This window comes from Flintibacter sp. HCN-6482, from assembly GCF_037892565.1.
In the GTDB taxonomy this organism is placed as follows: domain Bacteria; phylum Bacillota; class Clostridia; order Oscillospirales; family Oscillospiraceae; genus Lawsonibacter; species Lawsonibacter aceti.
Genome location: NZ_JBBKBK010000001.1, coordinates 58,303 through 83,868, shown reverse-complemented (window position 1 = coordinate 83,868; position 25,566 = coordinate 58,303). Strand labels below are relative to the sequence as shown.

The following is a 25,566-nucleotide window of genomic DNA, read 5'->3' as shown; positions in this document are numbered from 1 at the left end:
TACAATTATAGTAAGAAGGAGCGAGATGTCAAGAGGAAAAATCTTTCTACCTTGGACATTTCGCGAGATGCCACTGTTTTGCGCATTGACCTATGTATTCTGAAACGGGGAAGAATTTATGCTTTCATTGACTTTATTATGAAAGTCAGCTATAATAAATCCATAAAAATGGAGTGCTCCTGTTGAAAAAATACAAGGAGGATGGGGAATGGAAGAGTTGTTGGAGCAGTTACTGGAGGATTGCCGGCCCTATACCCAGCAGGGAAAGGTGGCCACTTATATCCCGGAGCTGGCGAAGGGAGATGCCAATGACCTGGGGATTTATGTGCTCCGCAGCGACGGGCGGCACTATCAGGCGGGGGACTACAAGAAGCGATTTACCATCCAGAGCGTGGTCAAGCCTATCCTCCTGCTGCTGGCGCTGATGGACAACGGGGAGGAGTACGTCCGATCCCGGGTGGGCGTAGAGGCCACGGGCAAGCCCTTTGACGCCATCAATGTCACGGACCAGACCTTGTTCAGCGACCACTTGAACCCCATGGTCAATATGGGCGCCATCGCCATGTGCACTCTGATTAAGGGAAAGGACTATGAGGAGCGATTCCGGCGCCTGCTGGACCTGACCAGGCAGCTGGCCGGAGACCAGGAGATCGATCTGGATCAGCAGGTCTACCTGTCGGAAAAGCGGACGGGAAATAAAAACCGGGCACTGGCCTTTCTGCTGAAGACCTATGGCATGATCGAGGACGATGTGGAACAGGTGCTGGACTGCTATTTCAAAGCCTGTTCCATCTCGGTGAACAGCAAGGACTTGGCCCACATCGGTTTTGTGCTGGCCAACCGTGGGAAGCTGCCTCAGACAGAGGAGCGGATCTTCCCCAGCCGGTATGCCACCTATGTCAACGCCATTTTGATGACCTGTGGGATGTACGACGGCTCAGGAGATTTCGCGGTCAATGTAGGCGTGCCGGCCAAAAGTGGAGTGGGAGGCGGCATTATGGCTGTGGTGCCCACCAGAATGGGAATCGGTATCTTTTCCCCTGGGCTGGATGGAAAGGGAAACAGCCTGGCAGGTATTAAGGTGTTGGAGGAGTTGTCTAAGCGGATGTATCTAAGTATTTTCTGATAAGGGAGGGGGGAGCGATTGAGTTTGCGGATGCTCCCGGCCAAAAGGGAAGAAAAAAGCGGCGCCCGGTACAAAGTACCGGGCGCCGTTCTGCTTATCTGAAATATACCAGGGGATCCTCAGGGCGCTCCGCCTTCTCCACCGACTGGGCGTACAGGACCACGCCCTCTCCATCGTAGACGTCGGCGCGCTCCCACCGGATTTCAGCGGTGACCTTGACCCACTCTCCCTTTTTCAGGGAGCGGGCTCTGTCATACTTACAGAGGAAACCGAAAAAGCGGATATCCTCGGCACAGCAGGTCATGGCGTTGCGGCCGGGGACGAAGGTGCCACGGGGCAGCTTGGAGCCGGTCATGGCCTGGGTTTTCATGGTGATGGTCTTGCCCACATACCGGTCAGGGTGCTCCTGGATATCCAGGTACCAGATGCCGTAATCCGGGTCCTCCAAGGTGATGTGGTCCTCCTCCAGGGAGTAGGGGAGGATATCCTCCACCTCTAACTCCTCCCCCTTCTCGTCCTCAAAGACGATTTCGCACATACGGTTCACCGCCCGGATGGACCGCTTCCAGCCGGCCATGGGCATATCGGGAGTGCAGCGGTTGAAAAGGACCATATCCGCCTCAGTCACCATGTCGATGAACATGGACTGCATATTGGCCAGATACATCTCAAAGGTGGTGCCGTCCACCACATGGATGGCCTGGTACAGCCCCCAGGTCTTGGGCAGCTTCAGCTTGCGCAGAAGGTCCACCGGCCACATCCCATTGAACTCCATCAGGACCCGTTCCGGCTGATAGCGCCGGTCTACTTCCTTCAGAAATTCGGTGTTGAGCTGCTCCTGCCCCTCGATGGGGACCAGGCGACAGTTGCGCTGGGAGAGAAACTGGGGGTCGTACTCCTCCTCGCCATCCTCGCACATGAGGAGGACGGTGCGCTGACCGTCGTTAAAGTAATCCATATTCAGTGTGTCGGTAAGAAGGGTGGTTTTGCCGGCGTCCAAAAAGCCGGTGATAAGATACAGGGGGATCCTACTATCGGGCATGATCTTCACCTCGTGGTATGATATGGATGGGCGGCCATGGGCCGCCCATCTAGCAAATTAGGCCAGCAGGAACAGCTTTTCCAGCTGGTCCTCCTTCAGCTCGGAGCCGATGACACACAGCCGGCCGGTATAGTCGGCGCCACCCTCACGGATCTGGAACTCCTCAGGCACCAAGTCGAAATGGAGCCAGGTCTGCCCGTCGTCACAGGGCACCATGCCCTTGGCCCGGAGGATATAGCCGTAATCCTCGCCCATAGCCAGGGCGGACAGGGCCTCCTGCAGCTCCTCACGACTATATTTCCGGGGTGTTTCCCGGCCCCAGGAGGTAAAGATCTCGTCGGCGTCGTGGTGGTGATGGTGGTCTGCGCCACAGGCCATACAGGTGTCACAGGCGGTGTCGTCACAGATGTGGTCGTGGTGGTGTTCATGCCCATGCTCATGATGATGCTCGTGTTCATGGGCGTGGTGATGTTCATGCTCGTGGTGGTGATGGTCATGGCAGCCACAGTCACAGTGGTCGTCGTGGTCATGATGCTCGTGTTCGATCTCAGCCATCAGATCTTCCGCCAGAGTGTGGCCACCCTCCATGGCAGCGACGATTTGGCTGCCAGTAAGCTGATCCCAGGGGGTGGTGAGGATGGCCGCCTGGGAATTTTTTTCCCGAAGGAGGTGGACAGCGCCGTTCAGCTTGGCGGGGTCCAACTTTTGGGTCCTGGACAGGATGATGGCGGAGGCGTGTTCTACTTGGTCGTTGAAGAACTCGCCAAAGTTCTTCATATACACCTTGGCCTTGGAGGCATCTACCACAGTGACGAAGCTGTGGAGGTGGAGGCCGGGGGCCTCCTTCTGCACCCGCTCCACGGCAGCGACCACGTCAGACAGCTTTCCCACCCCAGAGGGCTCGATCACGATGCGGTCAGGGGAATAATCGGTCAGCACCTGCTTCAGAGCGGCGCCGAAATCGCCTACCAGGGAGCAGCAGATACAGCCGGAGTTCATCTCCGTGATCTCCACACCGGCGTCTTTCAAAAAGCCACCGTCGATCCCAATCTCACCGAACTCATTTTCGATGAGGACGATCTTCTCGCCCTGAAAGGCCTCATCCAGCAGCTTCTTGATGAGCGTGGTCTTACCAGCGCCCAAAAACCCGGAGATAATATCGATCTTTGTCATAACAGTCATATCCTTTCACAGAGAAATATTGATGGCCTGGGGCCCTCTGTTTGGGGGCCTAAGGAGGGGTACAGCGGGAATGCCGGTCAATCCCAGAGCAGTCCGATGCCCTCCATAATCTGATACAGCATCCCGGCAGCCACCTGGCGGGTCCCCAGATCGGCGGGGGCCAGATCGCCCACCAGCGCGTCCAGGGAGGCCAGATTTCGGGCGGGTGCCTGAGCCCACGGAGCGTATTCGTAGTAGGTTGCCCAGTCGGCGGCAGACACCTCCTGTTGGCTGAGATCGTATATATTCATATTGGCCCAAGCGGCCACGGCGGAGAGAATGGTCACCATCTCCTGATAGGTGATGGTGCTGTCCGGGCGGAAGGTGCCATCACCGTAGCCGGAGATAAACCCCATATCGGCCATGGCGGAGATGCCGTCAGCATACCAGGACTGGGCACTCACATCAGAGAACTGGTCCAGCACACTGTGGTCGGCGGGGAGTGCCAGGGCAGTGGCCGCCATAGCGCAGAACTCAGCCCTGGTGACAGTGTTGTCCGGGCGGAAGGTGCCGTCCTCATAGCCGCCCAGCAGCTGATAGGTGGCCAGCGTGCGGATCTCCCGCTCAAACTCGCTCCCTTCCAAGTCGGAGAAGGAACGGGCGGTAAAGTCCAACTGCTTCTCCCGTGCCAGGTCGGCGGGGGATACCTCAGTCCAGGTCCGGGTGCCGGCGCCTTGATACAGAAGGGCGGAAGGGGGCAGAGCCTCCAGCAGCTCGGTAAAGGCAGCCTTGTTGTCTGCGTTGAGCGCCTCACTGATCTTCAGATAGAAGGTCTGGCCGGCCAGAGACAGCTTCAGATGGCCGGAGGCTCGGCTGGGCTCCTCCTGGCCCAACAGGAGGGCGGCGGCAGGGGCGTTTTCAGCGGAAATGACCAGGGTAGGAAGGACGCCTACAATATGGTTGGTGGTGCCGTCGGGGGAGAAGAAGCGGAGGGTGGTGATCTTCAGGCAGTCCCCATCAAAAATACCGGTAGTGTTGCTCTCGTCATAGATGTTCTGGGCAATCCCCTTGCCGAAGGTGCGCTGACCCAGGGCAATCCCCGCCTCATAGTCTCGGATTGCGGCGGCGAAGAGCTCGGAGCCGCTGGCGGAATGGGGGCTGGTCAGGATGACCAGGGGCTTGTCCGTCAGGTCCTCCACCAGGGGGGAGGTGGCCCGGTAGTAATAGCCGCCGGCGCTGTCACGGAAGTAGACCATGATGGCGCTGCCGATGAACTGGCCAGCAGTGAGCGCGGCGGACTCATCTGTACCGCCGGGGTTGGAGCGCAGATCCATCAGCCAGATGGCGGTCTGGTTGTCCAGTTCCTCAATGGCAGCCTGGACCACAGAGGCGGTGCTGGCGCCAAAGCTGGTGCAGTCGATGACTGCCACTCCATCCACCAGATCATAGGTGACGATAGGGATGAGGACCGAGCGGCGCTCCATCGTGTAATCCCGCCGCTGCCCATCTGACTGACTGATGACAGTGATGGTGACCGTAGTGCCCTCCTGGCCGCTGATCATAGTGCGGGGATCCACCCCGGCGGCAGTAGCTACGCCGTCTACGGCAATGATGCGGTCCCCGGCCTCCAGCCCAGCCTCAAGGGCGGGGGAGTCCGGCAGGATGGACATGATACGGTAGCCGTCGTTATAGGCGTTTTCCACAGAGGCGCCAATTCCGACGACTGTGTCCCCATTGACCGAGGAGAGAAAGGCCTGATATTCCTCGGTGTTCATGTAGACGGTGTAGGGGTCGCCGATGGCCTCTAAAATCTCGTCCAGAGAGTCCAGGGACCAGATCTCATCCGGCAGGGGATCCACATAGTAGGTCTGGAGTAGGGTTTTGGCGTCCTCCAGCTCTAGGGCGGAGGCAGGCAGTGCCGTTAAGGACAGAGCGACCGCCAGGGAAAGAAAGGCAGATAAAAATTTTTTCATGGGTTTCTCCTTCAACATAGGGGCCTGTCGTACATCCGCCGGATGCCGCAGTTTGGCATCCGGCGGACAGGGTATAGCAGCTTGAAAATAGAACTTCACCGCATATTCCACATAAAAAATATTATACCTCTTTTTTGTCTCGCTGGCAAGGGGAGAAGGGGGTAAAAGTCCTTCTAGAGAAGCCTTTGGGTTAAGATTCTGGAGCAGGCACCAGATCGGGGCTGATGGAGTGCAGCCCCTGCTGGAGCCCTGCGGCGCTGATCATTCCAGGGGCGTAGAGCTGCAGATTTCCCTGGCTGTCGATAAAATAGGTGTGGGGGAAGCCGGTGACTCCGTAGGTCAGGATGCCCTGATAGTCGATATCGTAATATACAGGGAAGGAATACCCTGTCTCCATGAGAAAAGCCTCCGCCTTTTCTCGCGTCTCCCCCTGCATGGCGTCCCCCACATTGACCATGACAAAATGGATCTCCTGACCGTACTGTTCAAAGGCCGCCTGAAAGTCCGGCATCTCCTCCTTGCAGGGGGGGCAGGTACTGGCCCAGAAGTTCAGCACCACCGGTTTGTCTCCAATCAGGTCGGACAAATCCAATAAATTCCCTTCCGGGGCCTCAAGGGGAAAGGAAGGAGCGGGGACGGGGCTGCTCTCCTTGGAGGAGGAAGCACTGTCCTCTACCGGGGGCAGGCCAGGGGATCTGCCCTGGGAAAGTTTGTTGTACAGCAATCCGGCTCCCGCGAGGAGCAGAACCAGGACGGCGGCCAGAATAAAAGTCTTTTTAGAACGTTTCATAGAATTCCCTCCCTATGCCAAAAAGGTCAGAAGCTGCCCCATGGTGCCAGTGGCCATCATTATACCAACCAAGACGAGGAGCAGGCCGGACAGTTTTGTAATAATTCCATAGTGGGCCTTGATCCAGCCGAAGGCGCTCTTTAGGGATTGGATGAGTAGGGCGCTGGCCAGAAAAGGAATGCCAAGGCCGGCAGAATAACACAACAAGAGGAGGATACCCTGGAGGGCCGAGCCCTGCTGGGAGGCCAGCATAAGGGCGGAGCCTAGAAAGGCACCTACACAGGGAGTCCAGCCCACTGCGAAAATGAGCCCGAAGAGCAGAGCGGAGAGAAAGCCCATCTCATGGGTCTGGCTGAATCCCCGAGTACCCTTGAAGATATTAAGATTGAACAGACCAAGAAAGTTCAAACCAAAGAGAATGACCAGCAGGCCGCTGACGAGATTGACGGCCGTCTGGTATTGCCGAAGCAGGGCGCCGATGGAGCCAGCAAAAGCCCCCATAGCCACGAAAACTGTGGTGAAGCCCAGGACGAAGCCGACGGCGTTTTTTAGTACCGTGCCCTGACTCTCATCTGGGTTGCCCCCGGCGAAATAGGATAGGTAGATGGGCAGCATAGGCAATAGACATGGGGAGATGAAGGTGATAATACCCTCCAAAAAGGTGATGAAATAGGTCATAGGGCCCTCCTATTATTTTATATAGATATATCGGCTTCAGGGATTAAGGGTAAAGCATGGAATACAGGCTGTCAAGGCGGAGATATTGCCTTTAATATACTAAGAGATGGAGAGGCAGTTCTGTGACCGAGTTACAAGGACTCTTGTTTTTTTCAGAGAAAACAGCTATCATAGAGTCAAAAGAAAAGGAGGGGTGCCCATGACTGGATACTGTTTGGAAGAACTGGCGTTTTGGGATAAGCTCTCTGACCAGGAGCGGGACCGGGTAAGGGCAGCCGCCTATGAGGCGGATTATGAGCCGGGGCAGATGATCTGGTCTGGGGAGCGGGACTGTCTGGGATTGCTGTTGATCCGATCAGGCGTCGTGCGGCTGTTCCTCTTGTCCGAGGATGGGCGGGAAGCTACTATCTCTCGTATTTCCGGGGGGCAAGTCTGTATTATGACGGCCGCCTGTACTATGTCTGTGTCCTCCTTCGATGTCCAGGTCCAGGCCGAGGGCAGGGTGGAGGTGGTGGTCATTCCTGCGGTGTGTCTGTCGACGCTGGTGCGGGATAACCTGTATGTGGAAAATTTCCTGTACCGGGGTGCCACCCAGCATTTTTCCCAGGTGCTCACTGCTGTGGAGCAGATGCTGTTCCGCACATTGGAGCAGCGGCTGGCGGCCTACTTGCTGGAGGAGTGTGAGCGGCTGGGGACCGATACCTTGAAGGTTACCCAGGAGCAGATGGCCCAGGCCATTGGTAGCGCCCGGGAGGCGGTGACCCGAACGCTGAAGAAGCTGGCCGCCTCCGGGGCTGTGGAATTGTTTCGGGGTGGTGTAAAGCTGACAGATAAGAATGATCTGGAGCGCAGACTGTGAAGAAAAGGAGCGCCGGGTAGGTTCCTGGCGCTCCTTCATAAATCATGATCAATATTTGTCCCACCTCGTGTATTTGAATCTCCGTAGAATGAAAGCGGCTTTGGTCCGCTGAAACTGGAGCCCAGCACGATGGGGCGGCGCGGGCTCATTTCCGCCGAGCATTTTAAACATCTCAGGTATCCATAAAAATAACCACACCGTTAGGTGTGGTTATTTTTATGGAGGTGCCACCCAGATTTGAACTGGGGAGTGGAGCTTTTGCAGAGCTCTGCCTTACCACTTGGCTATGGCACCTTATTTAAAGATGGAGCAAAGAGGTCTTTGCTCCATCTAACTGGAGCGAGTGACGAGGCTCGAACTCGCTACCTCCACCTTGGCAAGGTGGCGCTCTACCAGATGAGCTACACTCGCGTTTTGGATCCCCCGCGAAGTTTCCTATGCGGGGGATGGTGCCTCCGGTCGGAATCGAACCAACGACACGAGGATTTTCAGTCCTCTGCTCTACCAACTGAGCTACAGAGGCAAATGGCGACTCGGAAGGGACTTGAACCCTCGACCTCCGGCGTGACAGGCCGGCGTTCTAACCAACTGAACTACCGAGCCAGGTAGTCCGAAGAAATGGACCATCAGGAAAAAGTGGTGGGAACAACAGGGCTCGAACCTGTGACCCCATGCTTGTAAGGCATGTGCTCTACCAGCTGAGCTATGCTCCCCACTGTGCTCGCTCTTGCGACGGCTTGCTTATTATACTAAACTGTTTCCCGCTTGTCAACAGGGAAATGCAAAATTTTGGCGTAAAAATTTTCGGGTCCATTTTTTTACGCTCTGGGCAAAATAAACCGTCTTTTCTGATGCAGATCTGAGAGCCTTGACAGGCCAGGAGCATGACAGCTATAATGATAAAACGATAGAGTTAAATCGAGAGCCGGCGTTCCAGTCCGGCATATCGTGAGGAGGTTCCAGGAAATGAGCAGCCAAGTGAAGCGCATCGGCGTACTGACCAGCGGCGGCGATGCCCCTGGCATGAACGCCGCGGTCCGTGGAGTGGTCCGCACCGCTGTGAACCAGGGGATTGAGTGTGTTGGCATTCGCCGGGGCTGGAGCGGCCTGATCAACAGCGACTTTGTGCAGTTGAGCGGTTCCAGTGTCAGCCATATTATTGACAAGGGCGGAACTATGCTCTATACGGCCCGCAGTCTGGAGTTTATGCAGCATGAGGGCCGGGAGAAAGCCATCGCCACCTGCAAGCTGTTGGGGTTGGACGGCATTGTAGCCATCGGAGGGGACGGTACCTTCCGAGGGGCACTGGCCCTGTCACGGCAGATAGCGGAATCTGGCCACAAGCTGGAGGTGGTGGGCATCCCTGCTACCATCGACAACGATATCGGCTGTTCCCACTATACCATTGGATTTGATACTGCCTGTAACACCGCCATCGAGTGTATCGATAAGCTGCGGGATACCATGCAGTCCCATGAGCGTTGCTCTGTGGTAGAGGTCATGGGCCGCCACGCCGGTTACCTGGCGCTCTATGTAGGCATCGCTGTGGGCGCTACCGCTGTCCTGATTCCCGAACGGACGGTAGATTTTGAGCGGGATGTAGTAGAGAAAATCCGCAGGGCGCGTCTGGCTGGCTCCACCCACTACATGGTGGTGGTAGCCGAAGGGGCGGGCAGCGCTATTGAGATCGGCAAACGCATCCATGAGGAGGTGGGGATCGATCCCCGTGTCACAGTGCTGGGGCACATCCAGCGGGGCGGCTCACCTTCCGCACGGGACCGGGAGACTGCCAGCCGCATGGGATACGAGGCAGTCATGGCGCTGGCCCAGGGACGTGGGAACCGGATTATCGCCACCCGGGACGGCCGTATCGTGGACCTGGATATGGAGGAGGCCCTGGCGATGACCAAAGAGTTTGATATGGACCGCTACGATGTGCTGGAGGCCCTGACCAACATCGGAAACTAAACTGCGGCGGAGAAAAGGCCTCGGAGCGGTCGGCTTCCGGGGCCTTTTTCCTTGTGTGATAGACGGAAATTTAGTATAATAAATGAGAGAGAATCTTCGGGCAGATCCGGGGAGGGGAGGAAAGATCGATGAAAATCGTAGTCGTAGACGGCCAGGGGGGCCGCCTGGGCAAGCTGCTAGTGGAGGGGGTCAAGTCCCGCGTCCCCCAGGCGGAAGTATATGCCTTGGGGACCAACAGTATCGCCACCTCTACCATGCTAAAGGCAGGGGCGGACCACGGCGCCACGGGAGAGAATCCGGTCCTGCGGGGCGTAGAGGACGCGGACGCGATTCTGGGCCCAGTAGGCATCGTGGTGGCAAACGCCATCCTGGGGGAAGTGACTCCGGCTATGGCACAGGCCGTGGGCAGTTGTAGGGCAAAGAAGTTCCTGGTCCCCATGAACAGCTGCGGGGTCCTGGTGGCCGGGGTGAGGGAACAGGCGCTCCCGGTCTATGTGGCCCAGGCAATCGACCAGATGGTGGCGGAATTGGAAGGATGAAGGATGGAGCGGCGTGAGATAAGCGGGCTGGAGCCCTCTCTGTTGGGCTACGGCGGGATGCGCTATCCCCTGGATCGAGAGACAAAAAAGATCGACCGGGAAAAGGCGGCAGACTTGATCCGGAGGGCTATGGAGGCGGGCATCAACTATTACGATACCGCCTGGACTTACCACGAGGGAGAGAGCGAATCCTTTTTAGGGCAGGCCCTGAAGGAGTACCCCAGGGAGAGCTACTATCTGGCCACGAAGCTGCCCTGCTGGCTGGTGGACAGCCGGGAGAAGGCGGAGGAGCTCTTTCATACCCAGCTGGAACGGCTGGACAGGGACTATGTGGACTTCTATCTGCTCCACAGCCTGAGCCGCCGTACCTGGACAAAAATGGTGGAACTGAAAATTCCCTCCCTGCTGGAGGAGTACCAGCGCCAGGGAAAAATCAGAAAACTGGGATTTTCCTTTCACGACGACTATGAGGTGTTTGAGGAGATACTCCGGTTCCGGCACTGGGACTTTTGTCAGATCCAGCTCAATTACATGGACACAGAGCACCAAGCCGGCCTGAAAGGGCTGGAGTTGGCCAGAGGTCTGGGGGTCCCAGTGGTGGTGATGGAGCCGGTGAAGGGCGGCTTGCTGGCCAAGCTGCCGGAGGAGGTGGCCGCTCCGCTCCGAGTGCTGGACCCGGAGGCCTCTGATGCGTCTTGGGCTCTGCGCTGGGTGGCCAGCCGGCCCGGCGCAGCTGTTCTGCTCAGTGGAATGACCACTATGGAGCAGCTAGAGGACAACCTGGCCACCCTGGGGCAATTTCGGCCCTTGTGTCCTGAGGAGGAGGCTGGAGTGGATGAGACCACCCTGCTGCTGAAACAGCGGGTAAAGAACGGCTGTACTGGCTGCCGCTACTGCATGCCCTGCCCTGCTGGCGTGGATATCCCTGAGAGCTTCAGGATCTGGAACAGCATGGGGATGTATGAGAACCAGAGATTGACGCGCCGGTCCTGGAAAGGGCTGGGGGAGGGGGCACGTCCCGCCAACTGCGTGGGCTGTGGCCGCTGTGAGGAGCTGTGTCCCCAGCATATCTCTATTCGGCGGGATCTGGTACAGGTTACCGCCCAAGTGGAGGAATTTATTCAAAAGTAAAAAAGCTGCCGGTCTTTCTTCTGAAAGGACCGGCAGCTTTTTATTGCCCGGAACAGTGGATCTGACAGCAGTCTTTCACATGACAGGCCTGGAAATAGTGGTCCTCCAGAGGGACCCAGATGTTCAAAAAACGATCTACGCAGCCGGGGTCCCGCCGTTCCAGACGGGTCCGGCGGACCTCCCAGGGGGCCTCTACCCATACCCGAAGCTGGTAGCGGTCCCGTAGGCTGGGGTGCAGAGAGTAGCTTCCCTCTACCACAGTGAGGGGGCCTGGCTCCACAGGGACAGCCGGGCCAAAGCAGCCGGACCGGCACTGCCAGGGCCGGTATACCGCAGTTTGGCCATGGCAGAGGGGGGAGAGAACCTCGCGGTCAAACCGCTCATGGTCCACATTTTCTCCCGGCTTGGCCAGACGCTCCGGCGTCCTGTCCTGAGGCAGTAAAAAGAAGTCGTCCATATGGAGCAGGGGACAGCAGTAGAGCTCTGCCAGAGCGGCACCTAGGGTAGACTTGCCAGAGGCGCAGGGGCCGTCGATGGCGACAAGGACGGGCTGCCCCTGGGTAAGCAACTGGTCTACAGCGGCCAGGAGCGGTATTTGATTTACATAATATTGAGATACCACACGGTAAGCAGGGGAGTAGGTATCACAATAGGTCTTGCTGTGACTAAGCGCGGGACAGCCTTGGGCACGGTACTGGGCCAGATATTGCTTTGAACTCTCCTGGGAAAAGGGGAGGGCTTGGAGCAATTCTAAGTCCTGCTCCAACCCTGCCCGGTCAAGGACTGTCTTTCGGGCGGTGAGGACAAAAAGGCGATTCAATGTTTTGATGGATAGCTTTATCCCTTTACAGGCACTTAGCGACAGCCTGCACAGGCCGTTTCCAAGGGGCTCGGACAGAGGAGAGCTTGGATCGGCCGGCAGACGGGCCCACTCCTCCGCCAGCCGGTCTAGGGCCGCCCTCTCGTCGGAGATGAGATGCCCTGGTCCCATATGACTCTGATAGATAAATTTTATGGCGTCCCGAACCTCCATGGCCGGATGGTTGTCATAATGCTCCTTCAGGAGCTCCGCCAGATCAGACATGGCTCAACCCTCTTGGGGGATCAGATTGGCTCGCTGAAGGGCCAGAACGATGATGGGGATGGCCACCAGTTGGAGGATGATGCCGGGGATGGCGTTGGTAAAGGCACCGGCGACAAAGGCGGAGAAGGGAAATTCCGTACCGCTGGAGGTGAGCAGGGTGAGCTGGACCACGCCCCAGACTACCCGGCCGATAAGCATGGCGGAGATGAGAGAGGCATAGATGCCGCCCAGAGTCTTGGGCAGACGCCGGTACAGGAAGCCGGACACAAAGCCGTAGACCGCCATCTCAACGGCCATGGAGATGGCGGTGGGGAACGGCGGCGGCATACCGAGGATAGCGGAGCGCATCAAGGGCGCGATAAAGCCCACCGCTGCGCCCCAGGGGCCGCCGCACAAGTAGCCGCACAGGATGGTTGGCAGATGCATAGGCAGCAGCATATTACCGATCTGGGGGATGTTTCCGGTAAAGTTGGGAAGGATGTAGGCCAGGGCGAGCATTAGGGCGGCGATGACCATACGCTTGATGGAAGTGCTGTTTTTGGTCGTTGTCATAAATGTTCTCCTTTACATACAGATGAAAAAATACCGGGAAGGCTCCCGCCCTTCTGGGCAGGAGATACCTTCACGGTATTGATTTTCAGAAGATATGGAACTATGGGCGCGGACGCCGGCTTCCTGCCGACATTGATTGAATTATAGCATAGGCTGCCCTAAGAGGTCAACCCCCTGGGGTCCCCTTTTAGTAATTGCCTTTGCCGCCGTTCCATTTCCACTCCCGTACCTCAGGCAGATCCTGACCATAGGTGGTGATATACTGCCGGTGTTCCACCAGCTTGTCCTTCATCTCCTGAATAAGATAGGAGGCGCTGTTGCCAAGCTGAGGCAGCCGCTTCACCGTGTCCATCACCAGGTGGAAGCGGTCGATGTCATTGCGTACCCGCATATCGAAGGGGGTGGTGATGGTGCCCTCCTCCTTGTAGCCGCGGACGTGGAGCTTTTTGTTGTGCCGGCGGTAGGTCAGCTCGTGGACCAGGGTGGGATAGCCGTGGAAGGCAAAGATGATGGGGGCCTCAGTGGTGAACAGGGCGTCGTAGTCCTCGTCGGTCAGGCCGTGTGGGTGCTCGGTATGGGGCTGGAGCTTCATCAGGTCCACCACATTGATGACCCGGATCTTTAGGTCAGGGAGGTAATGGCGCAGGATGGTGACTGCGGCCAGAGTCTCCAGGGTGGGGGTGTCGCCGCAGCAGGCCAGCACAGCGTCCGGCTCGTAGCCCTGGTCGTTGGAGGCCCACTGCCAGATGCCGATGCCGTGGGTACAGTGCTTAATAGCCTCGTCCATATTCAACCACTGGGGCCGGGGCAGCTTTGAGGCCACCATTACGTTGATATAGTTCTTACTCTGGATACAGTGATCGAAGCAGGACAGCAGGCAGTTGGCGTCGGGGGGCAGATAGAGCCGAACCACATCGGCCTTTTTGTTGGCTACATGGTCCAGAAATCCGGGGTCCTGATGGGTGAAGCCATTATGGTCCTGCTGCCACACGTTGGAGGACAGCACATAGTTCAGCGAGGCGATGGACTGCCTCCAGGGGAGCTGCCGGGCCACCTTCAGCCACTTGGCGTGCTGGGATACCATAGAGTCCACTGTGCGGATGAATGCCTCGTAGCTGCTGAGAAAGCCGTGCCGTCCGGTGAGCAGATAGCCCTCCAGCCAGCCCTGACACAGGTGCTCGGACAGGGCGGCGTCCATGACACGGCCGTCATGGGACAGGTTCTCGTCCGACCTGGAGTCGATGGAGTCGGTCCAGCGGCGGCCGCTGGCCTGAAAGACCTGAGAGAGCCGATTGGAAGCGGCCTCGTCTGGAGCAAAGACACGGAAGTTCCGGTTTTCCAGATTCCGCTTCATCACGTCCCGGACATATCCTCCCAGCACATCCATGTCGGCGGCCTCCACCATGCCGGGCTGGGGGACGTCCAGGGTGTATTCCCGGAAGTCGGGCACCCGCAGATCCCGCAGCAGGAGTCCGCCGTTGGCGTGGGGATTGGCCCCCATGCGGCGCTCTCCCTGAGGGGCCAGTTCTCGAATAGCGGGGAGGAGAGAGCCGTTTTCATCAAAGAGCTCCTCCGGCTTATAGCTGCGCAGCCAGCGTTCCAGCTCCTGGATACGGCCGGGCTGTCCATCATGGACAGGGATGGGAGCCATGTGGGCCCGCCAGCTGCCCTCAACCTGCTTACCGTCTACCTCTTTGGGGCCGGTCCAGCCCTTGGGGGAGCGCAGAACAATCATGGGCCAACGGGGACGGGAGGCATCACCTGAGGTGCGGGCGTACTCCTGGATACGCTGAATCTCACGGACTGCCCAGTCCAGGGCCGCGGCCATCTTCTGATGCATGGTCCTGGGCTCGCTCCCCTCTACAAAACGGGGTTCCCAGCCGCAGCCCTTGAAGAACATCTCCAGCTCCTCGTGGGAGATGCGGGAGAGGATGGTAGGGTTAGCCACTTTAAAGCCATTGAGGTGGAGGATAGGCAGGACAGCTCCATCGCTGATGGGATTGAGAAACTTGTTGGAGTGCCAGGCGGTAGCCAGAGGGCCGGTCTCCGCCTCGCCGTCGCCAACGACGCAGGCGGCGATCAAATCCGGGTTATCCATGACGGCGCCGAAGGCGTGAGACAGGGAGTAGCCCAGTTCTCCCCCCTCGTTGATGGAACCTGGGGTTTCAGGGGCTGTGTGGCAGGGGATGCCGCCGGGGAAAGAGAACTGGCGGAACAGCCGCTTCATTCCCTCGGTGTCCTGACTGATGTTGGGATAGACCTCGCTGTAGGAGCCGTCCAAGTAGTCTTGGGCTACCACGGCGTTCCCTCCGTGGCCGGGGCCGCAGATGTAGATCATGTTCAGCTCATACTTGACGATTGCGCGGTTGAGATGGGTATAGATAAAATTTTGGCCGGGGCAGGTGCCCCAGTGGCCCACGATGTTCTGCTTCAAATGAGCGGGCTTCAAAGGTTCCCGCAGGAGGGGGTTGTCCAGCAGATAGAGCTGGCAGGCGGACAGGTAGTTTGCGGCCCGCCACCAGGCGTCGATGGCGTGGAGCTGCTCCCGAGTGAGCGGGTCCTTTTTGGACATACGGGCAGGGGCCTTGACGGCCTTTTGTGTATTGTCGGTGCGCTTTGGCATTGGCTTATCTCCTCCGCATAAGGGTTTTTCTATATCTTAAACCATATCGCCCAAACAATCAATGGGTAATCTCGGAAGTAAGCGGTAAAAATGAGAAGATAACGAGATTGTTAAGAGAGATCATAAAAAAGGGATGGCGTTAGAAGGGGTAAAAGCCAAAAGGAAGAACCGGAATATGAAGACGCGTCCCCCTCCCGTGTGGGAGAGGGACGCGTCTGGTCAACTGCGCTTGGAGCGGTTGATGGCGGACAGGATGGCCCGCAGGGGGGCCAGATTGATGTTGTGGGACAGGCCAACGCCCCAGTATTTCTTCCCAGTGCGCTGGTCCTGGAGCAGAATATAGGCCACGCCCTGGGAGTCAGAGCCGTCGGTGATGGCGTGGGAGGAGTAGTCCAGGAAGGTAAAGTGGGACATCTTCTCATCCTTGATGGCATTGAAGAAGGCGTCAATGGGGCCGTTGCCCTCGCCGGATACCTTAAAAATAGTATCGGTGTGCTGGAGGGTGCCCCAGAAGGCGACATGGGAATGACCTTCGCTATCAATGTTTTCCGCAAAGGCGTGCTTGAGCAGCTTGTAGGGCTCCTTGGCCTCGATGTACTCCTGCTGGAACAGCTCAAAGATACGCTCGGGGCTGATTTCCTTGCCCACAGCGTCAGTCTCCTTCTGGACCACGGCTCCGAAGTCGGGGTGCATGGCCTTGGGCAGATCGAAGCCAAAGTTGTGCTCCATGATATAGGCCGCGCCTCCCTTACCGGACTGGGAGTTGATACGGATGACTGGTTCATACTCCCGGCCCACATCGGCTGGGTCGATGGGCAGGTAAGGGATCTCCCAGTAGTCGGAGTTGGACTCCTTCATATACTGGGTACCCTTGTTGATGGCATCCTGGTGGCTGCCGGAGAACGCGGTAAATACCAGTTTGCCCACATAGGGCTGCCGGTCGCCTACCGGCATCTTGGTGCACCGCTCATACATCTCACGGATCTTGTTGATGTTGGAGAAGTCCAGCTTGGGGTCGATGCCCTGAGTATACATATTCATGGCCAGGGTGACAATGTCTACGTTTCCAGTGCGCTCGCCGTTGCCGAACAGGGTGGCCTCCACCCGTTCGGCTCCGGCCAGCAGGCCCATCTCCGCTGTGGCCACGCCGCAGCCCCGGTCGTTGTGGGGATGGAGGGAGATGATGGCGCTGTCCCGGCTAGGGATCTTCTTGCAGAAATACTCCAGCATATCGGCAAACTGGTTGGGCATACAGTTTTCCACGGTAGTGGGTAGGTTCAGGATGACCTTATTTTCCGGGGTGGCGTGGAGACGCTCCAGCACAGCTTGGCAGATCTCTACCGCGTAGTCCATCTCAGTGCCCATGAAGGACTCAGGGGAGTATTCAAAGCGGAGGTCCATGCCCTCCTGGATGAGGGGCTGGGCCATCTCATAGATCAGGTCAGCGGCGTCAGTGGCGATTTTGGTGATGCCGTCAGTGTCCATATGGAATACCACCTTGCGCTGGAGGGTGGAGGTGGAGTTATAGAAGTGGAGGATGACGTGCTTGGCGCCGCGGATGGCCTCAAAGGTTTTTTTGATCAGGTGTTCACGGGCCTGGACCAGCACCTGGATGGTCACGTCGTCTGGGATGTGCCCTCCCTCGATCAGTTCCCGGCAGATCTCATAGTCGGTTTCACTGGCGGAGGGGAAGCCAATCTCAATCTCCTTGATGCCAATGTCCAGCAGGGTGTGGAAATATTCCAGCTTTTCCTCCATATTCATGGGGTCTACCAGAGCCTGGTTTCCGTCCCGCAGGTCCACGGAGCACCACACGGGGGCTTTTGTGATGACCTTGTCCGGCCAGGTGCGGCCCACGATCTTCTGGGGCTGGAAGGGGATGTACTTTTTGTAGCCTGGGTTCATAATGAGTTCCTCCTTTTTGTTTGCTCCGCTGTAGTTGGCGGCGGAGCGGCCATCAGGGGATGAAAAAACGCCCCTGACTTTTAAAAGTCAGGGGCGTGTATTATAACCACGCGGTACCACCCTGGTTCAGCTGTGGGTCTCCCACACAGCCCTCATAGCCTCCAACAAGGCCGCGGCCGGTAACGGGGCCAGACGTTCCACCCTACTCGCTGGTTCAGATGGACTGCTCGGGGGCCAGTTATACACAGGCTGACTCACACCGGCTCGCACCAACCGCCGGCTCTCTGGGTGAGAGGGGCCTGCCTTTTTCCCCTTCATCGCATTTTCTTGCCCATCATTTTAGCCGAAGGAGGGCCCTTTGTCAAGAGATATTTTGGAGTGGGAGGGACTAAACTTTTTTGAAAAAAGTGGTTGCTTTTCCACAAAAACTATGCTATTATATCAGTTGCGTTTACGAGAATACCCTCCATGGAGAAAGAGGTGAACATACAATGAAGGAAGGCCTCCACCCTAATTATGAGCAGACCACCATCCGGTGCGCCTGCGGCAACGTGATCGAAACTGGTTCCACTAAGAAGGATATCCGCGTGGAAGTGTGCTCCAAGTGTCACCCCTTCTACACCGGCAAGCAGAAGATGGTAGACACCGGTGGCCGTGTCAGCCGCTTCAATAAGAAGTTTGGCTTGGCCAAGTAAGATCCCGCCTTCAAAAGCCGCACCGAGGAATCGGTGCGGCTTTTTGCGTATCGCTGCAAAAAAGACGGGTCAGCCGCATACCCTATTTAATGGTCCTATATGATATTAAATTAAGGAGGACAATGTCATGTTCAAGAAAATCGCGCCTAAGGAGCTGAAAGAAAATCCCTTTTCACTGATCGGGGACAAATGGATGCTGATCACCGCTGGAACAGAGGAGCGGTGCAATACGATGACCGCCTCTTGGGGCGGGCTGGGTGTCATCTGGGGGGCGCCCGCGGCCACCTGCTATATCCGGCCACAGCGGTATACCAAGGAGTTCATCGACCAAGAAGAATATTTCACCCTGACCTTTTTTGGGGAGGAGTACCGGAAGGCCCTATCCCTATGCGGTTCCAAGAGCGGACGGGATATCGATAAGGTAAAGGAATGCGGCTTTACAGTAAAAACCGCGGAATGTGGCGCTCCCTATTTCGAGCAGGCCGAACTGGTGCTGGTGTGCCGTAAGCGATTTGCCCAGGCACTGGATGCCAAAAACATCCCCCAGGAGATCCGGGAGAAGTGGTACCCGGAGAAGGATTACCACACCCTGTACATCGGGGAAATCGTGGAAGTTCTGCAAAAATAAGGCGGGGGCAGTCCCGCGCTGTGATTCGGAGGAAAAATGTCAGACAAACTTACGCAAGAAAAATTTGACCGGGCTGTGCTGGTGGGGCTGAACGCCTTCAGCATGTCCCAGGAGGAGAACGCCACCGAGGAGACGATGGAGGAGCTGGCCGCTCTGTTGGAGACTGCGGGGGGAGAGACCGTGGGTGTGGTCACCCAGTCCAAGGACAGCCCAGACCCCCGCACCTTTATCGGGGAGGGCAAGGTTGCCGAGGTAAAAGAGCTGGTCCAGGCCATGGATGCCAACATGGTCGTCTTTGATAACGCCCTTTCCCCCTCACAGCAGCGGGCCCTCACAGAGGACCTGGGAGTGGCGGTTCTGGACCGATCCGCCCTCATTCTCGACATCTTTGCCCAGCGGGCCAGAACCAAGGAGGGCCGCCTCCAGGTAGAACTGGCCCAGTACAAATATTTGCTGCCGCGGCTGCTGGGTATGTGGAAGCACCTGGAGCGCCAGGAGGGCGCCATCGGCACCCGTGGCCCCGGCGAGACCCAGTTGGAGAGCGACCGCCGGCATATCCGGAAAAAGATATCCAAGCTGGAGGGGGACTTGAAGGAGGTCCGCCGGGTACGAGCCACCCAGCGGGAGCGCCGCATCAAGAACGAGGTCCCGGTGGTGGCCATTGTAGGGTATACCAACGCGGGCAAGTCCACACTGCTCAACCACCTGACCGGGGCGGAAATCCCGGCAAACGACCGGCTCTTCGACACGTTGGACACCACTACCCGGACTCTGGAGATCTCTGACACCTGTACTGTACTGCTGTCCGACACGGTGGGCTTCATCCGTAAGCTGCCCCACCATCTGGTAGAGGCATTCAAGGCCACATTGGAGGAACTGGAGTATGCCGATTTGCTGCTACACATCATCGACGCCTCGAACCCCCAGTGGAGGGAACAGGCCCAGGTGGTGGACCAACTGATCCATGAGCTGGGAGCGGACCAAACTCCGCGCGTCGAGGTATTCAACAAGTGCGACCTGTGGACGGGGGACATCCGGCCCCACGGGGAGGGCATTGTATCCATCTCTGCCAAGACCGGGGAGGGGGTGCCTGAGCTGCTGGCCGCCATAGGGAAGCGGCTGGACAACGGAGCCAGGCGGGTTACGATCCATCTGCCCTATGACCGGGGCGGACTGCTGGAAAAGCTATACCAGGACGCGAAGGTGGAGAACGTGGAGTATGGTGAGACCATCGACGTGGTGGCGGTCTGCACCCCCAAGGTCATCGGCCAGCTTGGCCCTCTGGTGGAGGGGTGGAAGCCTCACAGAGAGCCCTGGGAGGAATGACGGTGGGCTTTGAGCTTCGGGAATGGCGTCCGGAGGACGCCCCCTCCATTACCCGGTACGCAGATGACCCCCAGGTGGCGGCCAATCTCCGGGACATATTTCCTGCCCCCTATCACCTGTCCGATGCACGGGAGTTTATCCAAAGCTGTATGGCGGCGGATGAGGGACAGGCTATCTTCCGAGCCATCTCTGTGAACGGGCAAGCAGTGGGCAGCATCGCCCTGACCAGAGGGACAGACGTATACCGCCTCTCCGCCGAGCTGGGCTACTGGCTGGGGCGGGAATTCTGGGGCCGAGGCATTATGTCGGCCGCTGTGGAGGAGCTGTGCCGCCTGGGCTTCCATCGCTGGGATATCGTTCGCATCTTTGCCGAGCCCTATGCCCATAACGCTGCCTCCCGGCGGGTGCTGGAGAAGGCAGGCTTCCATCTGGAGGGCGTGATGGCGCGGGGAGTAATCAAAAATGGACAGCTCCACGACTACTGTATGTACGCAAAGCTGAAATAAGGAGAGGCGGGACGGCCAGCGCCGTCCCGCTTATTTTGTAAAGATCCCGCTCAGGGAGAACAGGTCGTGGTCAGATATCGTATGGCGACACGAAGGAGAATGGCGTCTTCCAGCAGGGAGTCACAGCTTTCGGAAAAGTCTTCCAGCCATGCGCTGCGGTTTCCATACTATCACCTTAAATCGAGCAAGAGCTGTAAGCTCTTGTTTCAAAAAGAATAGCTATCAGCTATACTATAATTTAAAGCAGGTGATTGCAATGAAGGATTATCGTAAGATTATGAGAGCAAAGCGAGAAGCAAAAGGCCTGAGCCAGCATAAACTGGCCCAGCAGCTTGGGATTACGCAAACATTTTTGAGTGAAATAGAGAGAGGCCGTAAAAATCCTTCTCTGGAACAGTTCTTCCGCATCTGCGAGGCGCTGGACATCCAGCTGTTTCCCGAGGAGGAATAGGGTGCCCCGCCCGGCGGGCTGGTCAAACGCATACTATCTGCACTGAGGTGACTATATGATCGAATACTATATTCCTACCCAGCACAGCCAGACAGAACTGGTAGAGAAGCGATCCCGGTTTATCGGCCAGGTGTGGCGGGTGTCCTCTGAGGAGGAGGCCAGGGCCCGGATTGAGGAGACCAAAAAGAAGCGCTATGACGCCCGGCACAACTGCTGGTGCTACCGGCTGCGGGAGGGGGGCGTGGAGCGATACTCCGACGACGGCGAGCCCCAGGGCACGGCGGGCCAGCCCATGCTCAATGTATTCCAACGGGAGAACGTCAATGATGTGGTGTGTGTGGTCACCCGGTACTTTGGTGGGATCCTCCTGGGGGCTGGGGGGCTGGTTCGGGCCTATTCCGCCGCCGCCAAGGACGCCCTGGATGGGGCGGGGATCTCGGTGGTCCGCCGGTGGGTGGCCATGGAGGTCCCCTGCACCTATGCCCAGTTTGAGGGGATGCGCCGGGAGATCGGCTCCTTCGGCGGCGTGGTGGAAGCTGTGGACTATGGGGTGGACGTCGTGCTGTCTGCCCTCTTGCCCGAGGAGCGGGCGGAGGACTTTGCCGCCCACATCCTGGACGTGTCCGCCGGCACCGTGGAGGCGCTGGAGGCCGGAGAAGCGTTTAAGGATGTCCCCTGGAGGCTTCCCACGGCGGATGAGAGCTGAGTGCTGCTCAGAAAAAAGCCTCGCATTCTTTCGCGCCGGAAGGCGCGAAAGAATGATAATCTGTTTTTTTCGGCAGCGTGTACGTCGGAAAAAACACTTCAAAGGCCGCCCATGGGCGGCCTTTTCTGATGCGGTGCAGTGTTTCTTTGTAACAAAAGGGCCTCGTCGATAGTCTTATAGTTAAAAACAGAAGGGGGAGGGAGAAACGGTTGAGCTGGGAAGATTACCGGGAGTTTGAATTGGTCTATCGGGAAAACGCAAGGCTGGTATATCGCTTTCTTGTCAGCCGTGGATGCCCTCCACAAGAGGCGGAGGACCTAACTCAGGATACCTTTGTTAAGGCTCTGCTTCATATCCACCGCTTCAAAGGGGAGTGCAGGCTGTCTGTCTGGCTGTGCCAGATCGCAAAAAATACCTGGCTGACCCATGAGACGCGGAGGCGGCGGGAGCCGTTTCCAGTGTGTCAGGAGCGCGGAGCGTGGGATAGCTCCCTCTGGGAATGGCTGGATCTGGTAGAGCGCCTGGAGGAGCCATACCGTTCTGTCTTTGTAGCTAAGGCCCTGGAGGAGCGCCCCTATGAGGAGCTTTCTGCTCAATACGGGAAGAGTGAGAGCTGGGCCCGTGTGACCTATCACCGGGCCAGGGAAAAATTAAGAGCCATGATAGAGGAGGGAGAAAAATGAAAAACAACTGTGATATCGTCCGTGACCTGCTGCCCCTGTATGTGGACGGGGTATGCAGTCAGGAAAGCGCCAAACTGGTGGAGGAGCACCTGACAGACTGTCAGAGCTGCCGGGAATTGCTGGACAAGCTGAGAGGGGAGGAGGAAATTATCCCCGGCTCCCCCTCCGCTGCCCCGCCGGAGGACGGCGCCAAGGTGCTGGAGCGGACAGCAAGGACGGTGGGCTTTCATGTGGTGCGGGCGTTAGTCGGCATTTTTGCCATCGTTATGATCTGGATGGTGTACCTCTGGCAGGAGGGAATGGCGGGTCAGGGGAATTACCGATATGTGTCCTACGGCCTTCATGAGATATTTAACCTGGTGATCCTGATTACTGTGGCGGCCACCTGGATATGGCTGATCGCGGTGCTATGGCGTATAGTACGGCAAAAACGCTGGCGGCGGTATTGGGCTCTGGCGCTGACCCTGGCGTTGCTGGCAGGGGCACAGATCGCCTACTTTGTTTGGATGTCCGGATATACCGCCCATACGGGCGTGGCACAGGTCCTGAAGGTAACTGATCAGACACATGTGGTAGTTCAGATCGGGGAGGAGATTTGGGAGATGGAAACCGTTCCGATTTTGTCTGATCTGCTGGAGGAGGATGGAACCGTGTATATGATCGATTACTATACTCGGACCGACCGGCCGGGATGGGCCTATCTAAACTATGTCTGGGATATCGTGATAAACGGCCAGGGAGAGCACACAGATGGATAGAGGACTAAAAAAGTCAGCCGCCCGTATGGGCGGCTGACTTTCTATTTGCCATATTCCATTACACAGCGCGGGTGACCTTACCGGAACGGAGGCATCTGGTGCAGACGTACACGTGAGTGGGAGTGCCCTTCACGATCGCCTTCACGCGCTTCACGTTGGGCTTCCAGGTGCGGTTGGAACGACGATGGGAGTGGGAGACCTGGATGCCGAAGGTGACGCCCTTGTCGCAGAATTCGCATTTGGCCATGTTGCTTACCTCCTCGCTATGAGAATCGCTTTCCAAAAAGCTTCGACTGATATCATAACAGATATTCCGGCAGAATGCAAGCACTTTTTTCAAAAACTGGCCACGAAAAAATTTTAGAAAGAGGGGCGGTGCGCTTGCGTCCCAGTCGCTTTTCGTCTATACTGAAAAATAAGGAAGATCAAGGGGGGATGCCCCATTGATAACGCAGTGAAAGGAGCGTGTCCCAATGGCGGAAGGAATAAGCAGTGTCCGGCTGGGAGATATTATCCAGGAATTTGGTCTGGAGGTGCTGAACAAAGGAACAAACTATGAGAACGTCCCACTCCGGACGGTGGACGTGAACCGTCCCGGTCTGCCGCTGACTGGATTTTTTGAGCATTTTGATACCGCGCGGCTGCTGCTCATCGGTCTGACGGAGTACACCTATTTGGAGACACTGGAGCCGGAGAAGCGGAGAGAACGCTTTGAGGCGCTGCTGTCTTACCCGGTCCCCGGCCTGATCGTCACTCGTGGGATGGAGCCCTTCCCTGAGTGTATGGAGATGGCGGAAAAGTACGACCGCACGGTGCTGCGCACCAAGGCACAGACCTCCGCCTTCATGAGCAACCTGATCGGCAGCCTATGTGACCGCCTGGCCCCCAAAATCACTCGGTCCGGAGTTATGATGGAGGTATATGGAGAGGGTGTTCTGTTCCAGGGGGAGTCGGGCGTGGGTAAGAGCGAGGTAGCTATCGAGCTGATCAAGCGCGGCCACCGCCTGGTGGCGGACGACGCGGTGGAGATCCGCCTGACGAACCACGGCACTGTGGAGGCAACTGCTCCCGAACTGATCCGGCACTACATGGAGCTGCGGGGCATCGGAGTCATCGACGTGCGCCGGCTATTCGGTATGGGAGCTATCAAGGACAAGCAGCAGATCGATCTGGTCATCGACCTGGAGCCCTGGGACGACCATGCGGTCTACGACCGGCTGGGGCTGGATACCGTGCAGACGGATATTTTGGGGGTCAAGGTGCCGGAGGCCACTATCCCGGTGAAGCCCGGCCGGAACCTGGCCAGTATTGTCGAGGTAGCGGCCATGAACAACCGCAACCGCAAGATGGGCCACAATGCCGCTCTGGAGCTGACCAACCGGATGGACCGGCACTTCGAAAAGCTGATGGAAGAGGGAGATCTGTGACCATGTACTATGTGGGTATCGATGTAGGAGGGACCAACCTGGTCGCCGGTCTGGTGGACCGGGAGGGCAGTATCCTGAGGAAAGCCGGGGTGCCGGTGGACAAGTCCCTAGATGGCGCGGGGCTGTGTCGCCAGCTGGTCCGGCTGGCCGTAGAGGTATGCCGGGAGGAGGGGGTGGCCCTGGATCAGATCCAAGCTGTGGGAGCCGGCTTTCCGGGCCTGGTGGACAACAGGACCGGCGTGGTGGTCCAGACCGCCAATATGCCCTTCCGGGATACGCCGGTGCGTCAGTTGTTCCAGCAGGAGTGGGATGTGCCGTTCTTTTTGGGCAACGACGCCAACTGTGCGGCCATCGGTGAGTACTGGGCCGGCGCCGCGAAAGGCTGTGATCCGGCAGTGGTGGTCACCCTGGGCACAGGAATCGGCAGCGGTATGGTGGTGGGAGGCAGGCTGTTTACCGGGTATGCCAATTCGGGCATGGAGGCGGGCCACATGATTATCCAGCCCGGCGGTGCCCCCTGCGGCTGCGGCAATTACGGCTGCTGGGAGCAGTATGGCTCGGCCACCGCCCTCATTCGGATGACCCGCCAGGCGATGGAGCAGGACCGGCACAGTGTCCTGTGGGAGCTATGCGGCGGCGATCTCTCCAAGGTCCAGGGGCGGACCGCCTTCCAGGGGGCCAGACAGGGGGACGGAACCGCCCTTCGGGTGCTGGAGAATTACCGCCAGGGGCTGTCCATAGGTCTAATCGATCTGGTCAATATCTTACAGCCCCAGATCATCTGTCTGGGCGGTGGCATCAGCAACGCGGACGACGATCTGCTGCTGACTCCCCTGCGGGAGCTGGTAAAGAAGGGCTCCTATGACAAATCCATGCCCACCCGGCTGGAGCGGGCCGCACTGGGCAACGACGCCGGAGTGGTAGGGGCCGCTCTGTTGTGCGACATGATATAAAA

The 25,566-nt window shown here is 57.8% G+C and carries 25 protein-coding genes, 5 tRNA genes and 1 other annotated feature; of the genes, 15 read left to right on the top strand and 15 right to left on the bottom strand.

Annotated features, from left to right (window positions below):
• Positions 1-208 precede the first annotated feature (208 nt).
• Positions 209-1,126 (top strand): glutaminase A, encoded by a 918-nt coding sequence (gene glsA / locus WKS99_RS00410; RefSeq protein WP_147572156.1) that lies wholly within the window; start codon positions 209-211, stop codon positions 1,124-1,126.
• Between the two features lie 94 nt (positions 1,127-1,220).
• Here the strand turns inward: glsA and WKS99_RS00405 are convergent, their stop codons facing one another.
• The 5 genes from WKS99_RS00405 to WKS99_RS00385 all read right to left on the bottom strand — a co-directional run bounded on the left by WKS99_RS00405 (position 1,221) and on the right by WKS99_RS00385 (position 6,770).
• Positions 1,221-2,168, bottom strand: coding sequence for a TIGR03943 family putative permease subunit (locus WKS99_RS00405; RefSeq protein ID WP_186852092.1), 948 nt, complete (start codon positions 2,166-2,168; stop codon positions 1,221-1,223).
• 57 nt (positions 2,169-2,225) lie between these two features.
• Positions 2,226-3,341, bottom strand: coding sequence for a CobW family GTP-binding protein (locus WKS99_RS00400; RefSeq protein WP_147572158.1), 1,116 nt, complete (start codon positions 3,339-3,341; stop codon positions 2,226-2,228).
• 86 nt (positions 3,342-3,427) lie between these two features.
• Entirely contained in the window at positions 3,428-5,302 is a 1,875-nt protein-coding gene (locus WKS99_RS00395; RefSeq protein WP_240287365.1) for a S41 family peptidase, read from the bottom strand.
• Positions 5,303-5,492: 190 nt separating this feature from the next.
• Positions 5,493-6,092, bottom strand: a complete 600-nt coding sequence (locus tag WKS99_RS00390) for a TlpA family protein disulfide reductase (protein WP_147572160.1) — start codon at positions 6,090-6,092, stop codon at positions 5,493-5,495.
• 12 nt (positions 6,093-6,104) lie between these two features.
• Entirely contained in the window at positions 6,105-6,770 is a 666-nt protein-coding gene (locus WKS99_RS00385) for a cytochrome c biogenesis CcdA family protein (RefSeq protein WP_340405142.1), read from the bottom strand.
• Positions 6,771-6,969: 199 nt separating this feature from the next.
• On the opposite strand from WKS99_RS00385, the gene WKS99_RS00380 reads away from it, so the two are divergent.
• On the top strand, positions 6,970-7,629 hold the full coding sequence (locus WKS99_RS00380; protein WP_147572162.1) for a Crp/Fnr family transcriptional regulator: 660 nt from the start codon (positions 6,970-6,972) through the stop codon (positions 7,627-7,629).
• A gap of 219 nt (positions 7,630-7,848) precedes the next feature.
• On the opposite strand, the gene WKS99_RS00375 is transcribed toward WKS99_RS00380, so the two are convergent.
• The 5 genes from WKS99_RS00375 to WKS99_RS00355 all read right to left on the bottom strand — a co-directional run bounded on the left by WKS99_RS00375 (position 7,849) and on the right by WKS99_RS00355 (position 8,342).
• Positions 7,849-7,923, bottom strand: a tRNA-Cys gene (locus WKS99_RS00375).
• Positions 7,924-7,964: 41 nt separating this feature from the next.
• Positions 7,965-8,040 (bottom strand) — tRNA-Gly (locus WKS99_RS00370).
• Positions 8,041-8,076: 36 nt separating this feature from the next.
• Positions 8,077-8,152: transfer RNA gene (locus tag WKS99_RS00365), tRNA-Phe, on the bottom strand.
• 3 nt (positions 8,153-8,155) lie between these two features.
• A tRNA-Asp gene (locus WKS99_RS00360) sits at positions 8,156-8,232 on the bottom strand.
• A gap of 34 nt (positions 8,233-8,266) precedes the next feature.
• Positions 8,267-8,342: transfer RNA gene (locus WKS99_RS00355), tRNA-Val, on the bottom strand.
• 253 nt (positions 8,343-8,595) lie between these two features.
• Between WKS99_RS00355 and pfkA the strand changes: the two genes are divergently transcribed.
• The 3 genes from pfkA to WKS99_RS00340 all read left to right on the top strand — a co-directional run bounded on the left by pfkA (position 8,596) and on the right by WKS99_RS00340 (position 11,267).
• Positions 8,596-9,597 (top strand): 6-phosphofructokinase, encoded by a 1,002-nt coding sequence (gene pfkA, locus WKS99_RS00350; RefSeq protein WP_147572163.1) that lies wholly within the window; start codon positions 8,596-8,598, stop codon positions 9,595-9,597.
• A 128-nt stretch (positions 9,598-9,725) separates the two neighbouring features.
• Entirely contained in the window at positions 9,726-10,136 is a 411-nt protein-coding gene (locus tag WKS99_RS00345) for a DUF3842 family protein (protein ID WP_240287370.1), read from the top strand.
• Positions 10,137-10,139: 3 nt separating this feature from the next.
• The gene (locus tag WKS99_RS00340; RefSeq protein ID WP_147572165.1) at positions 10,140-11,267 is read left to right on the top strand and encodes an aldo/keto reductase; all 1,128 of its coding nucleotides are present in this window, start codon (positions 10,140-10,142) and stop codon (positions 11,265-11,267) included.
• Positions 11,268-11,307: 40 nt separating this feature from the next.
• On the opposite strand, the gene WKS99_RS00335 is transcribed toward WKS99_RS00340, so the two are convergent.
• The 4 genes from WKS99_RS00335 to leuA all read right to left on the bottom strand — a co-directional run bounded on the left by WKS99_RS00335 (position 11,308) and on the right by leuA (position 17,431).
• Positions 11,308-12,351: a uridine kinase family protein gene (locus WKS99_RS00335; RefSeq protein WP_340405141.1), complete on the bottom strand. Its 1,044-nt coding sequence runs from the start codon at positions 12,349-12,351 to the stop codon at positions 11,308-11,310.
• A 3-nt stretch (positions 12,352-12,354) separates the two neighbouring features.
• A complete protein-coding gene (locus WKS99_RS00330) occupies positions 12,355-12,903 on the bottom strand; it encodes an ECF transporter S component (RefSeq protein ID WP_262669835.1) in 549 nt (182 codons plus the stop codon).
• Positions 12,904-13,090: 187 nt separating this feature from the next.
• Positions 13,091-15,475 (bottom strand): phosphoketolase family protein, encoded by a 2,385-nt coding sequence (locus WKS99_RS00325; protein WP_240288887.1) that lies wholly within the window; start codon positions 15,473-15,475, stop codon positions 13,091-13,093.
• 270 nt (positions 15,476-15,745) lie between these two features.
• Positions 15,746-17,431, bottom strand: a complete 1,686-nt coding sequence (leuA, locus tag WKS99_RS00320; protein WP_340405140.1) for a 2-isopropylmalate synthase — start codon at positions 17,429-17,431, stop codon at positions 15,746-15,748.
• An 86-nt stretch (positions 17,432-17,517) separates the two neighbouring features.
• Positions 17,518-17,758: a binding site (T-box leader), on the bottom strand.
• 164 nt (positions 17,759-17,922) lie between these two features.
• Here leuA and rpmE point away from each other — a divergent pair.
• The 8 genes from rpmE to WKS99_RS00280 all read left to right on the top strand — a co-directional run bounded on the left by rpmE (position 17,923) and on the right by WKS99_RS00280 (position 23,184).
• Positions 17,923-18,126 carry a 50S ribosomal protein L31 gene (rpmE, locus tag WKS99_RS00315; RefSeq protein WP_147572169.1) on the top strand — a complete coding sequence of 68 codons (204 nt, stop codon included), beginning with the start codon at positions 17,923-17,925 and terminating at the stop codon, positions 18,124-18,126.
• Positions 18,127-18,253: 127 nt separating this feature from the next.
• Positions 18,254-18,754, top strand: a complete 501-nt coding sequence (locus WKS99_RS00310) for a flavin reductase family protein (protein WP_147572170.1) — start codon at positions 18,254-18,256, stop codon at positions 18,752-18,754.
• 36 nt (positions 18,755-18,790) lie between these two features.
• Positions 18,791-20,080 carry a GTPase HflX gene (gene hflX / locus WKS99_RS00305; RefSeq protein WP_340405139.1) on the top strand — a complete coding sequence of 430 codons (1,290 nt, stop codon included), beginning with the start codon at positions 18,791-18,793 and terminating at the stop codon, positions 20,078-20,080.
• Entirely contained in the window at positions 20,077-20,586 is a 510-nt protein-coding gene (locus WKS99_RS00300; RefSeq protein ID WP_340405138.1) for a GNAT family N-acetyltransferase, read from the top strand. Before hflX ends, WKS99_RS00300 begins: the two co-directional genes overlap by 4 nt.
• 256 nt (positions 20,587-20,842) lie before the next feature.
• Positions 20,843-21,037 (top strand): helix-turn-helix domain-containing protein, encoded by a 195-nt coding sequence (locus tag WKS99_RS00295; RefSeq protein ID WP_147572299.1) that lies wholly within the window; start codon positions 20,843-20,845, stop codon positions 21,035-21,037.
• 55 nt (positions 21,038-21,092) lie between these two features.
• Positions 21,093-21,743, top strand: coding sequence for an IMPACT family protein (locus WKS99_RS00290; RefSeq protein WP_147572173.1), 651 nt, complete (start codon positions 21,093-21,095; stop codon positions 21,741-21,743).
• Positions 21,744-21,952: 209 nt separating this feature from the next.
• Positions 21,953-22,426 (top strand): RNA polymerase sigma factor, encoded by a 474-nt coding sequence (locus WKS99_RS00285; protein ID WP_186852102.1) that lies wholly within the window; start codon positions 21,953-21,955, stop codon positions 22,424-22,426.
• Entirely contained in the window at positions 22,423-23,184 is a 762-nt protein-coding gene (locus WKS99_RS00280; RefSeq protein WP_340405137.1) for a zf-HC2 domain-containing protein, read from the top strand. Before WKS99_RS00285 ends, WKS99_RS00280 begins: the two co-directional genes overlap by 4 nt.
• A 58-nt stretch (positions 23,185-23,242) precedes the next feature.
• Here WKS99_RS00280 and rpmB read toward each other — a convergent pair whose 3' ends face one another.
• A complete protein-coding gene (gene rpmB / locus WKS99_RS00275; protein ID WP_087288054.1) occupies positions 23,243-23,431 on the bottom strand; it encodes a 50S ribosomal protein L28 in 189 nt (62 codons plus the stop codon).
• A gap of 226 nt (positions 23,432-23,657) precedes the next feature.
• Here rpmB and hprK point away from each other — a divergent pair, with 226 nt between their 5' ends.
• Entirely contained in the window at positions 23,658-24,611 is a 954-nt protein-coding gene (gene hprK / locus WKS99_RS00270) for an HPr(Ser) kinase/phosphatase (RefSeq protein WP_147572176.1), read from the top strand.
• A gap of 2 nt (positions 24,612-24,613) precedes the next feature.
• Positions 24,614-25,564 carry an ROK family protein gene (locus tag WKS99_RS00265; RefSeq protein WP_340405430.1) on the top strand — a complete coding sequence of 317 codons (951 nt, stop codon included), beginning with the start codon at positions 24,614-24,616 and terminating at the stop codon, positions 25,562-25,564.
• Positions 25,565-25,566: the final 2 nt, after the last annotated feature.